Below are 10,965 nucleotides of genomic sequence, written 5' to 3'. Positions count from 1 at the left end.
GGCTACGCCACCGCGCGCTCGCTCCTCGTCCCCTGGTGCACCTACACCACGCCCGAGATTGCCCATGTGGGGATGGATGCGGCTGCTTGCGCCGCGCGGGACATGGAAACCGAAACCTATACTTACGATCTGGCCGAGGTCGATCGCGCCATCCTCGATGGTGAAGAGGAGGGCTTCGCGCGGCTGCATATCAAGAAGGGAACGGATCGCATCCTCGGGGCGACGGTGGTCGCCGAGCATGCTGGCGAGATCATCAGCGAGATCACGGTGCTGATGCGAGCGGGCGGGGGTGTGAAAACCTTGCTCGCGAGCATCCACCCGTATCCCACCCAGGCCGAGGCCGTAAAAAAAGCCGCTAACCTGTGGCGGAAAACCCGGTTGACCGGGACGATGAAACGTATTTTAAAGAACTACTACGAATGGAGCCGATCACGCGTGCGGCGTGTTTGAAAACAACGCCCTGATGGTTGCTTGCATGTTCTCGGCCGTTGCGCGCGGATCTTTTGCATCCCGGATCGGGCGCCCGACCACGATATGATCCGCGCCGTTACGGAAGGCTTCGCCCACGTCCACCACGCGTTTTTGGTCATCGCTCGGCCGGTTTCTGCACAGGAACAAAATCTGATAGCATTTCTCGGTCATGATGCTCAGTACGTCAAGTCACGGCATGATAACAAACATCGTGGGGCTAGGATGCTGAGAACGCGAGCCCCGCGATTGAGTGTTGACCCCGCGTAGTCTAGCCTTGAGTAGGGGGGGACAGCGGGCAAATCTTTACAACTATAACAGGAGGCAAATTATGAAGGCGCATATGTGTGGACGGATAGCGGTTCTGGCGGTGTTCCTGCTGGTCAGTCATACCGCGGGTGCGCAGAGCATGACGAGCGACGAATGCATGCGCAAAGTCGGGGCCTATAATCTTCAATTCAATGCTTACCAAGCCGCGACCGGCAGTAATAGGCTCTGCGAGGATATTCCCCTCGCCGGGCCAACCGTTCTGACGGTCGATTTTGTCGACTCGGAGTTACGCACGATGCCAACCGAGGCCCGGCTTCTCGAGGTCGAGTCGTGGCCGGCGGCGCTCGACGGTTCCGGCGACGGCAAGGCGCTGGTTCTAGAACGTTTACCCTCAAAGACCTATTCCTCGGGGCTCATCGAAATCGACTACACGTTTAAAGCACCGGGATATTACGTGGAAGTCGTGAGCATCGAGGCACCGGGCGGCAAGAAGCACGTGTTGCGGTTTCCGTTTCAGGTGGGGGCTGGGTTTGACTGGTCCGGGCTAGGGCTTTGGGCGGCTATTAGCGCAGTCTTTGTGCTAATTGCCGGTGCGGCTTTTTGGTTTTTCAGAAGAAAAAGCGAAGAAGTCTAACGCCGGCCCAGGCCGTCGTCGAGGCAAATCCCCGCGCATACGCGGCGCCGTCGATTTATTAACACGATCTCCGTGAGGATCCGGTCTCAAGCAGTATCCGTCGGCGTCAGGAGGGCATCGGCCTTGGCCGCACAGATAAAATCGTTCTCCGAAAGGCCATCGATCGCGTGCGTCGTATAGCGAACCGCGCAGGTTCGGTAACCGATCTCCATCAGCGGATGGTGATCCTCCTCATGGGCGATCGTGGCGGCGCCATTGGCGAAGGCCATCGTTTCGTGATAATTCTTGAATCGATAGGTTTTCGAAATTGACTTGGCATCTTCAGCGAGATCCCAACCCGGCACGTAATTTATGAGATCCCGGGCCTCGGAGGCGGTCAAGGCCGGCAGACCGCCTTCGCAGGGTTTGCAGCGCCGTCGAGTAAGCTCGTTCATTGATAGCCTCCGCACCTAGGCTTGGTTTATGGGATTATGCTCGGATCCAGGAGATGGCTGGACGCCGGCGAGAACCTTGAGATGTTCGGCGATGCAGAGCGGTAGCGCCCGCAGGTTGTATCCGCCTTCGAGCAGCGCAATGAGCCGGCCCTCGGCATGTTGGTCCGCAGCTTCCAGCATGCGTTCACTCATCCAGCGGAAGCACTCCGTGGTGAGGCAAACCTCCGCGAGCGGGTCGTCGCGGTGCGCATCGAAGCCCGCCGAGATCAAGATAAATTCCGGTTTAAAGGCGTTGATCTTGGGCAGGATGTGTTCCCTGAACGCCGCGTGGTAGTCGCCGTCGGTGGCGCCGGCCGCCATCGGACAGTTTAACGTCGTCCCGGCGCCCGCGCCGGTCCCGGTCTCCGTCCAGGCTCCGGTGCCCGGATAGAACGGGTATTGATGCAGGCTCACGTAGAACACGGAAGGATCGGCATAAAAGCTATGCTGGGTGCCGTTACCGTGATGCACATCCCAGTCGAGAATCAACACCTTATCGATCCCGTAGCGCTTCTGGAGATAACGCGCCAGGATAGCAACGTTGTTGAAGAGGCAAAACCCGAGCGCCATAGCGTGCTCGGCATGGTGACCCGGCGGCCGGAGCATGGCGAAACCGTTGTCAATCTCCCCGCCGAGGAGCCGATCGGCCAGTTCAAGTCCCGCGCCTGCCGCGAGCAGAGCCGCATCGAAAGACCGCGACGAGATGGCAACATCGGGGGAATCCAAGTACCGCTCCCCGGCGGCGCAGGCTCCCCGTGCGCGTTGAATATAGCCGTGGTCGTGGATGGTTTCGATGCACGCGATCTCAGCCGGGCGCGCCGCGATGCGTTTGGTGCGTTCGAACCACGGCTGCGCGGCCAGATGCGCCATGCTCACCTCGAGCCGCTGGCGGCACTCGGGATGCCCGTGACCGGTGTCGTGCTCAAGGTAGGCCGGGTCGTAGATGAATCCCGTGCTCATAACAAGCAGTGTAGCCGCGGCTCGGCGCGGTTGCCAGCCGGTTATTTTTTTGAGCGCAGGCGGCTCCGTGCCTGCGCCTGCAACTTCTGAAAGAAATCGGTCTCGGTGAGCTCCGCGACCTGGCGCGCCTTCTTGGTCTCATCGATCTCGATACGGAGGGTCTCGATCTGTTGCTTGAAGCGTTGCTCACGGGCCGCGACTTCCTGCGCCATCCGTTGGAAGACGCGGGCGAGTTGCCCGAGCTCGTCTGGGCGCTTGCCCACCTCGGCTAACGTGTCGGCCACGAACTGTCCCGACTCGACAGTGGCCGCGGCGGTGGTGACGCGGGCCACGTCCTGGAGATAGAGCACTTCCTGATCACGCAGCCGTTTCTTCTCCAGACAGGCCCCGATCCGGGCACGCAGCAGCACCGGGTTAAAGGGCTTGGGGAGGTAATCTTCCGCACCGTGCTCGATGCAACGCACGACGCTCTGGATCTCATCGAGCGCCGAGATCATGATGACGGGGATGTCGCGCAGGCGCGCGTCGGCCTTGAGCTGTTTCAGCGTCTCGTAACCATCCATCTCGGGCATCAGCACATCGAGCAGCACCAGATCGACCGGCTGGTCACGGACCGCTTGCAACGCTCGCCGGCCATCCTTTGCCATGCTTACCCGATAGCCTTGATGCCGCAAACGCCGGGACAGCATGTCGCGGTTGGTCTCGTTGTCGTCCACGACCAGGAGGTGGCCAGGGAGGAGGGCGGTGGCTTCCCGGTCGGCCGTCACTGCCTCTGTGTCCGTGTCCTCATCGTGAAGCCAGGATAGATCGTCGGCCGGCTGCGGGGCCGTCGCGGGAGAGCCGGCCGTTAGCGCTGGGGAATCGAAGAGGGCGTTCAGCATCCCGAGTAGGGTCTTCCCCGCTGTGTGGATCTTCTGGAGGTCGCCGGAGAAGGGTTGTAACGCACTGTCTTCGGCCTCCTCCAACAGCAATTCGCTGTAGCCGAGGATGTGGTTGATGGGGGTGCGCAACTCATGGCGCAGATGGGAAACGGAGTCCGGCCCCGGGATCGCAGCGCCCCCCTCGAGCCCCGCCCCTGCGTCGATACCCGGCTCGGGCGTATCATTGGTCGTCATGGGGCACCCCTTGCGCCCTGGTTCAACAGGGCTTCAATCTTCGCGAGCAGCTTGTCGATCTCGATCGGTTTCGTATCGTAGTCATCGGCGCCCGCTTCCATCGCCTTCTCGCGATCGCCTGACATGGCATGGGCCGTCAAGGCGATGATGGGGATCGCTTGGGTCTCGGGCGCCGCCTTCAGGCGCCGGGTAGCCTCCCATCCATCGATGACCGGCAAGCTCATGTCCATCAAGATCAAATCCGGCCCATCACGCTGGGCCATCGCCACGCCTTCGGCCCCATCGACCGCGATGAGCACCTCAAAGCCACGGCGCTGCAGGCGCCGCCCGAGCATGTCTCGGTTCATCTCGTTGTCTTCTACCAATAAGATCTTCGCCATTGCCTTCTTCTCCTACGCGACCTGGCCCAAGCACGCCGCGATCCGATCGCCAAGCTCCGCGAGCAGCTCTTCGCGCCCATACGCCCCTTTATGGACGATGTATTGTACATAGCCATTGAGCCGCTGATGATCCTCCGCGGTGAGGTCCTTGGCCGTGACCACGACAATGGGGATCGCGCGCCAGCCCTCATGCTGTCGCAGAACCTCGAGAAAGCTGAAGCCATCCATCTCCGGCATCATGAGATCGAGCACGATGAGCTCGGGTCGGTTCTCGGCAACCCGATCAAGCGCTACCCGCCCATTCTCGGCCTCCGCGACCACCCAGCCCTCTTGCTCCAGCATACGCCGCATCAGCGCCCGCAGATCCGCCTGGTCCTCGACCACCAGCACCGGGCAGGGTGGATGGGCGCAGCGGTACTTCTGTAGTAACTGGGCCAAATACTCTCGGTCGATCGGCTTGGTCAGGAAGTCCGTCGCCCCCAGGGCAAAACCCATATTCCTGTCATCGACTATCGTCGCCATGATCACCGGGATGGGGGCCAGCTCGGGGTCGGCCTTCAATGCCGTCAACACCGCCCAGCCATCCATCCCCGGCATCAGCACATCGAGCGTGATCACCGATGGTCGCAACTCCTTGGCAAGCCGTAGGCCCTCCTCGCCGTTCGCCGCCCCCACCATGTGCAGCCGCTGTTTATCGAGAAAGCGGCGCATCAGATCATGCACCGTGGGGTCATCGTCGATGACCAGCACGGCCGGCAAGCCCTCGGGCGGCTTCACGGCCGCAGTGTCTTCCGCCTGAGATGTCGATGCGGCTTTCGCATCGACCGCATCGACCGGCAGCCGGATAGTGAAAGTCGAGCCCTGCCCCGGTGTGCTCACCACCGTGATATCGCCGCCCATCATCTGACAGAAGCGCCGGCTGATGACGAGCCCGAGCCCCGTTCCGCCGAAGCGCTGCGCGATCGAGGCATCGGCCTGCGAGAATGCCTGGAAGAGTTTCCCCATCTGCTCGGCCGACATCCCAATTCCGGTATCCGTGATCCAGAATCGCATCCAACCCGCGCCATCGACCAGCTCTCGGGTGGCCCCGAGCGTAATAGTGCCTCGAGTGGTGAACTTGGAGGCGTTGCTGAGCAGGTTGAATAGGGCCTGGCGCAGCTTGGTCAGGTCCGCCCGCATGCTGCCGAGGTCATCCTCACAGCGAAGCACGAGTGCGTTGCCGTTCTTCTCGACCAAGGGCATGATCGTGCTCACGACCCCCTGCACCAGCGTCGCGACATCCACGGTCTCGACAAACACCTCCATCTTCCCGGCCTCGATCTTCGAGAGGTCCAGGACATCATTGATCAGGGCCAGCAGATGCTTGCCGGCGGCGTGGATCTTCTGGAGATCGGGGATGAAACCATCCTGGCCGAGGTCCTCGGCCTCCTCCTGGAGCATCTCGCTGTAGCCGATGATGGCGTTGAGGGGGGTGCGCAGCTCATGAGACATACTGGCGAGGAACCGGTTTTTAGCCTGATTGGCCTCTACGGCCGCGTTACGTGCTAGGGTCAAGCCTTCAGCCAGTTGCCGAAGCTCCTGATTAGCAAGATAGAGCTCACGACTCTTTTCCTCCAGCAGGACCTCAGCTTGCTTGCGTCCTTGCCGCTGCCGCTCCAGTCTTCGTTTTAGCACCTCGATCTCGCTCATGAGCTATCCTGCTTTGGTGAGGAGAAAGCGTACACACGAACCTTGCCCGCCGGAGAGATCTTCCCGTTGAATATGGATAGTCTCGCGGAAGTGCTCGATACACCCCTGGATCAGCCCCTCAGCGAGATCGGCGAGACGCCTTGTGGACCTATAAATGAGAGTCAACCGCCCCGGTTCGGAAGCATCGCATTCGAATCCGGGGAGCTCGGCATCCGGATACAATTTCAGAACCTCGACGTGGATATAGCCATCAATGTTTTCTAAAAAGGGAAACGCCGATTCAACGCCCTCGAAGAATTGCGGGTAGATCGCCACGAATCGACCGAAAAGGTGTTTGCCAAAGGTATGCAACAAATTGGGCACGGTGGCCCCAGTGACCGCACTTAGCTCTGTAACGAGTCGCACCATCTCAGTATGGTCGTACGTTCCCACGGCCGTGTATGCCCCGCGGGACGGCAGCTCGGAGGCTTCTATAATGCGGTCGGCGATCTCTGGGGAGAAACGGTTTTCTACCATCTCAAGAAACTCTGTAAAGACAATACCTTTCACTTCCGAGCTCCTTCCCGATTATCGTTTAGCCTAGGATCACCTCGCCTCGAAACGGGTGGCGAGCTTGGCGTTGGAGAGTTGTTCTTTGAACATCTTTCTCGCCCAGAGATAGTTGAAGCGTACCACAGAAAAATCGAAGGCCGTACCTTCTTTCATGTGCGGATTCAGGACCAGGAACTTGCAGTTGGACGCCTCTCGCGCCTTGAGCGCCTGGTATTCCCAAACCTCGTCTTCCAGGCGATGCATGGCGTTCAACATGCGCTGAATAAACCCCACCGGTTTCGTAATGCGGCCCGAGTCGCTGAAATGGGTGCAGATCACCACCAGTTGGCTCTTGCGTCCCTCCCGATGGTGCTCTTCGATGATCGAAGGCAGGGGCGTCTTTTCGACCACGGCGCCATCGAAATAACCGTGCTCTCGACCGTTCCAGTCGGCGATCGGGAACATCACACCGGGGATGCAACTCGATGCAGCGATGGCGTTTACTAACGACCCCTGGCGGAAGATGATCTTTTGGACGTGCCCGTCATCGGTGCAGGCGATGGCACGAAACGGGATCTCACAGTCCTCGAAGCACTGGACCGGAAGCCCGCGTTCTACCGCCTTACGAAAGCGGTGGCCGCGCACCAGACCGTCGGGTAATTGCCTGAAAAGAAGCAGACGTGCCAGTCCCACCCCCAGGACTTCCCAACGAGCAAAATCTACAGCGCCTTTGCGATCGAGCTCGTCGGCGAGCGACAGCATATGGTCGACGGATAGCCCGGTACTCCAGCCTCCACCAACGATGGCACCCACCGAGACGCCCCAGATCTCCTTGATAAACGGTCGCAGCCCGAGCTCAGTCAGCAGACCCGCAAGGGCGAGGTTGCCGGCCAGGCCCGGCGCACTTCCGGCACCAAAGCCGATCGCCAGATAGTTGTCCGGGTTAGAGGCGATGCGCTTCAGGATACGGTAGTGCGAGGGGTTGCAGGGCGCCTCGATCTCTTCGCGCTGCGCCATGAGCTGCGCGACATGGTCTTGATCGGTGGCCATTATTAGCGAGCTGGGAATGACGCCTCGATCGACACCGGGCGGCCGCGATTCATGCGCTCAGTATGCGCTGGGTAATGTCCCGGATGCTGAGGCTGATTGGGTGCTCGGGATAGCGGTGGACGAACAGTCCTTCGCTCGCCAGCTCGGCCACGTCTTCGCTCAACGGGATCATTCCCAGGACCTCACAGCCAAAGGCCTCTTGCAAGCGCGCCCGCAGCTCGCTCGGATCGAGCCGTGAATGCACCTTGTTGGCGATGAGGTAAACCTTTGGAACCTCGAGCTTGGCCGCAATCTCGGTCAGCACCGCCGTGCCGTAATAGTCCTGCTGATCGGGCCGGATCAGAATGATCAGGACATCCGAGAGCGTCGCGGCGAGCATGCTCTCCTTGTTCAGCCCGGGGTGGGTGTCCATGAACAGGTAATCGAGGTCGAATTCGTCCAGCAAGGCATCGAAGTTGTCACTCAGCCGGTTGATATCGTAGCCTTCCTCAAGGAGCTGAGTAATGGCCTGAGCATTCAACGAGGCCGGCACCAACCAGCATTTTCCTGGTGCTTCAGGATGACTCTGCCCGGAGACGTCGTAGGCGACTTGGGCAATGGTGCACTTGCCCCGCAAGAAGTCGTATAAGGTCAGCTTGATCCGCTCTTGATCGAAGTTGAAAAGGATGTGGATCCCCGGCGATTGCAGGTCCGTATCGAGCACCGCCACCCGTTTGCCGGCTGCCTGCGCACAAACGGCGATGTTGGCGGTCATGTTTGATTTCCCCGTCCCGCCGCGATAGGAGTGGATGGTGACGATTTTCCGTTCGCCCATTTTTTTCCCTTCCGCCCTCAGGCGCGTTTTCTTGTTAGGGCCGAACTAAGCATTTGAAGCGCATAACGACGTTGCAACTACAGCAGTTTTTCATAGTTTCTGCCTTCGCGGTAGTGCCGGCAAGCGCTTTACGTTACGCCGATATGGGCAGTCGATATAGAGTTTGTTCCATAGGCCAGGAAACCCCATTGTTAAGGTCCCGAGGGGGCCGCGGGGGATAAATTTAAACGCTATACTTGAGCATAGGTACCATCGTCACCCTTAGCGCAGGCAGTTGTGGACCACGACCAAGATCTGAAGCAAAGCATCGTCGATGCCGCAATGGCGTTAGCCGAGCCGCGCTCGTGGGAAGTGGTACGCCTGCATGAGGTCGCCGAGGCCGCCGGGATCACGCTCGATGAGCTGCGCGTATATTTCCGCGAAAGGGAGGATATCGTCGAGGCCTGGTTCGACCGCGCGGACGCCGCGATGCTGCGCGCCGCCTCAGTGCCCGGTTTTCTGAGCCTTACGACCCGGCGGCGCTTGCAGCGTGTCATCATGGCTTGGCTCAACGCCTTGGCGCCGCACCGGCGCGTCACCCGGCAGATGATTTCCGGCAAGTTCGAACCGGGCCACGTGCATATTCAGGTCCCGGGGATCATGCGGGTAAGCCGCACCGTGCAGTGGTTCCGCGAGGCGGCGCATCGCGATGCCGCCTACGTGCAACGGGCGTTCGAGGAGGTAGCGACGACCAGCATTTACCTTGCGACGTTCTGCTACTGGATGTGGGACGATTCACCGGGATCGGGCGCGACGGAGGCGTTTCTCGAGCGCCTGCTCGGCATCGCGGAACGCTTCGCCCACGCGACCGTGGGTCCAAGCGCCGCAGCGCCCGGCAGCGGCACCGAACCGCCCGCTTAAATGCTCTTAGAGTTTGTGAAAAAACCGTCGCGAGCGAAGGGAGGTCGCGTTCCGCCGGAGCGCAGGAACCGGAGTGTATATTGAAATACATGAGGATTCCGAGTACCGCCGGAACGCGAGATCCCGAGCGTAGTAGGTTTTTTCACAAACTCTTAGTTTGGATACTTTCACCCATGGCCTGAGCGGCGCCCTGCTGGCCCAGGCCTTCGGCACGGCACGCTCTGCCGGCTTGCCGGTGTGCCAACGGGTGTCGGCGGGCTTTATCGCGGCGGCGTTTCCCGACATCGATTATCTGGTCTTTTGGGCCGCTCCGCTGGTCTACCTTAATCTACACCAAGGGATCACGCATTCTCTGGTGTTGATGCCGCTGTGGGCGGGTCTGGTGGCCGCGGCGTGCCCGTATCTGCTACGCGGCGCGCACGGATGGCAAGCTTTTTACCCGCTATGCGTGCTCGGGATCAGCGCGCATATTGGGGGCGATCTGATCACGGCCTACGGCACGCGGATCTGGGCACCGTTTTCGCCGGTCCGGGTGACCCTGCCGATCACCTATGTCATCGATCTCGTTTTTTCCGGTACGCTCCTGATCGGGCTATTGGTCTCTTTCAAATGGAACGCCCGGCGCTCCGCGGTCCTGGCTTTGGGCGTGCTCGGGAGTTATCTCGGCTTGCAGTATTTCCTCCACACACAAGCGCTCGCCATCGGTCATGCCTATGTCCGCGGCCGGGCGCTCGGCGAGGCCGGTGTTCACGCCATGGCGCAGCCGTTCTCGCCGTTCAACTGGAAAATCATCGTCTCACAAGAGACCGATGTTTACGAAACCCATCTTCGGCTCACCGGGCCGGACGGGCTCGCGTCCGCCGGCGCCTGGCTATTTCCATCCACGGCAGCCGCCTATGTGCCGTATGCTGCCGCGCGCTGGACGCGTTACCCGCGCTTCGGTGCCGATCCCCGCGCGGCGCCGCTCGCGCGCGAGGTCTGGTCGCAGGACGGTTTCGCCGGTTTTCGCGAGTTCGCGCGTTTTCCCGCATTGTACCGTGTCGACCGTGCCGGCGCGGCGCGCTGCGTATGGTTCACCGATCTGCGTTACACGCTGCCAGGGATGCTCCCTCCCTTCCGTTTCGGGATGTGCCGCCAGTCCGATGCCGGCCCTTGGCGCCTTTACCGCCTACGCCTCTTTACCGAGGATGAGCGCCAAGCGCTGTGATTCTTATAGCCCGCCGCAACGTGCGTGCTATCCCTGGGCGGCGCCTTGGGTCGCGGGAGATGCGTTAGGGCCCGGCGCCATACGTGGCCACCACGTCTGGTCTCAGCTTGCCGAGGAGCCCCAAGAGATCATCCTTATCGGATTGCGCGACCTGTTTATTATCGAGGCTCTTGGTCAGGTCTTCCATGAAGGCGTCGAAAGCGGCATTGCCGAGCTGTAGCGGCGCATGCGTGGCCTTCATGTCCCCGCCGGTATACCTGCAGGGCCCTCCCGTCTGCTCGCACAGGTATTCCACCATCTTGGTCTTGAAGCGGCCAATATGGATGTTCGTGAAGTGAAGCCTGGTTTTCGGGTCCGCGCCGATATTGGAGATGAGTCCTTCGACGATGGCCGTAAGCCCCTCTTGCCCGCCCAAGCGCTCGAACAGCAGCCGCGATGCGGGTGGCGCGGGGCGCTCGGCGGCAGGCTTCGGCG

The 10,965-nt window shown here is 60.7% G+C and carries 13 protein-coding genes and 1 pseudogene; 4 read left to right on the top strand and 10 right to left on the bottom strand.

Going from position 1 to position 10,965, the window contains the following annotated elements:
- The coding region (locus tag M3436_16135) for an FAD-containing oxidoreductase (protein ID MDQ3565576.1) at positions 1 to 450 on the top strand (450 nt) is incomplete at its 5' end.
- On the opposite strand, the pseudogene M3436_16130 reads toward M3436_16135, so the two are convergent.
- Positions 430 to 603: pseudogene (locus M3436_16130) on the bottom strand (orotidine 5'-phosphate decarboxylase). The gene M3436_16135 and the pseudogene M3436_16130 overlap by 21 nt on opposite strands.
- Positions 604 to 799: 196 nt before the next feature.
- Between M3436_16130 and M3436_16125 the strand changes: the two are divergent.
- A complete protein-coding gene (locus tag M3436_16125; GenBank protein MDQ3565575.1) occupies positions 800 to 1,372 on the top strand; it encodes a hypothetical protein in 573 nt (190 codons plus the stop codon).
- 86 nt (positions 1,373 to 1,458) lie between these two features.
- On the opposite strand, the gene M3436_16120 is transcribed toward M3436_16125, so the two are convergent.
- Genes M3436_16120 through M3436_16085 form a run of 8 tightly spaced genes read right to left on the bottom strand, consistent with a single transcriptional unit; the run spans position 1,459 to position 8,384 of the window.
- Positions 1,459 to 1,806, bottom strand: coding sequence for a 4a-hydroxytetrahydrobiopterin dehydratase (locus tag M3436_16120; protein MDQ3565574.1), 348 nt, complete (start codon positions 1,804 to 1,806; stop codon positions 1,459 to 1,461).
- Positions 1,807 to 1,821: 15 nt separating this feature from the next.
- Complete coding sequence (locus M3436_16115; GenBank protein MDQ3565573.1) at positions 1,822 to 2,805, bottom strand: histone deacetylase; 984 nt, start codon at positions 2,803 to 2,805, stop codon at positions 1,822 to 1,824.
- A gap of 41 nt (positions 2,806 to 2,846) precedes the next feature.
- A complete protein-coding gene (locus M3436_16110) occupies positions 2,847 to 3,920 on the bottom strand; it encodes a response regulator (GenBank protein MDQ3565572.1) in 1,074 nt (357 codons plus the stop codon).
- Positions 3,917 to 4,300, bottom strand: coding sequence for a response regulator (locus M3436_16105; protein ID MDQ3565571.1), 384 nt, complete (start codon positions 4,298 to 4,300; stop codon positions 3,917 to 3,919). The genes M3436_16110 and M3436_16105 overlap by 4 nt, the downstream gene beginning before the upstream one ends.
- Positions 4,301 to 4,312: 12 nt before the next feature.
- Positions 4,313 to 5,989 (bottom strand): response regulator, encoded by a 1,677-nt coding sequence (locus M3436_16100; GenBank protein MDQ3565570.1) that lies wholly within the window; start codon positions 5,987 to 5,989, stop codon positions 4,313 to 4,315.
- 3 nt (positions 5,990 to 5,992) lie between these two features.
- Positions 5,993 to 6,538, bottom strand: coding sequence for a heme NO-binding domain-containing protein (locus M3436_16095; GenBank protein ID MDQ3565569.1), 546 nt, complete (start codon positions 6,536 to 6,538; stop codon positions 5,993 to 5,995).
- Positions 6,539 to 6,574: 36 nt separating this feature from the next.
- A complete protein-coding gene (locus M3436_16090) occupies positions 6,575 to 7,570 on the bottom strand; it encodes a patatin-like phospholipase family protein (GenBank protein ID MDQ3565568.1) in 996 nt (331 codons plus the stop codon).
- Between the two features lie 49 nt (positions 7,571 to 7,619).
- Positions 7,620 to 8,384: a MinD/ParA family protein gene (locus M3436_16085; protein MDQ3565567.1), complete on the bottom strand. Its 765-nt coding sequence runs from the start codon at positions 8,382 to 8,384 to the stop codon at positions 7,620 to 7,622.
- A gap of 276 nt (positions 8,385 to 8,660) precedes the next feature.
- On the opposite strand from M3436_16085, the gene M3436_16080 reads away from it, so the two are divergent.
- Positions 8,661 to 9,284: a TetR/AcrR family transcriptional regulator gene (locus tag M3436_16080; GenBank protein MDQ3565566.1), complete on the top strand. Its 624-nt coding sequence runs from the start codon at positions 8,661 to 8,663 to the stop codon at positions 9,282 to 9,284.
- A gap of 157 nt (positions 9,285 to 9,441) precedes the next feature.
- Positions 9,442 to 10,491, top strand: a complete 1,050-nt coding sequence (locus M3436_16075) for a metal-dependent hydrolase (GenBank protein ID MDQ3565565.1) — start codon at positions 9,442 to 9,444, stop codon at positions 10,489 to 10,491.
- 64 nt (positions 10,492 to 10,555) lie between these two features.
- Here the strand turns inward: M3436_16075 and M3436_16070 are convergent.
- Positions 10,556 to 10,965: group 1 truncated hemoglobin (locus M3436_16070; protein ID MDQ3565564.1), on the bottom strand; the 410-nt coding region annotated here is incomplete at its 5' end.

The sequence above is a fragment of the Pseudomonadota bacterium genome, assembly GCA_030859565.1.
Taxonomy (GTDB): domain Bacteria; phylum Pseudomonadota; class Gammaproteobacteria; order JACCXJ01; family JACCXJ01; genus USCg-Taylor.
The sequence above is the reverse complement of the archived record's forward strand: the minus strand, read 5'-3'. Positions and strand labels throughout refer to the sequence as shown.

Bases quoted from the DNA above. Each gene is read 5' to 3' on its own strand.
- M3436_16125 (MDQ3565575.1), top strand. From the start codon at position 800: ATGAAGGCGCATATGTGTGGACGGATAGCGGTTCTGGCGGTGTTCCTG.
- M3436_16120 (MDQ3565574.1), bottom strand. From the start codon at position 1,806: ATGAACGAGCTTACTCGACGGCGCTGCAAACCCTGCGAAGGCGGTCTG.
- M3436_16115 (MDQ3565573.1), bottom strand. From the start codon at position 2,805: ATGAGCACGGGATTCATCTACGACCCGGCCTACCTTGAGCACGACACC.
- M3436_16110 (MDQ3565572.1), bottom strand. From the start codon at position 3,920: ATGACGACCAATGATACGCCCGAGCCGGGTATCGACGCAGGGGCGGGG.
- M3436_16105 (MDQ3565571.1), bottom strand. From the start codon at position 4,300: ATGGCGAAGATCTTATTGGTAGAAGACAACGAGATGAACCGAGACATG.
- M3436_16100 (MDQ3565570.1), bottom strand. From the start codon at position 5,989: ATGAGCGAGATCGAGGTGCTAAAACGAAGACTGGAGCGGCAGCGGCAA.
- M3436_16090 (MDQ3565568.1), bottom strand. From the start codon at position 7,570: ATGGCCACCGATCAAGACCATGTCGCGCAGCTCATGGCGCAGCGCGAA.
- M3436_16085 (MDQ3565567.1), bottom strand. From the start codon at position 8,384: ATGGGCGAACGGAAAATCGTCACCATCCACTCCTATCGCGGCGGGACG.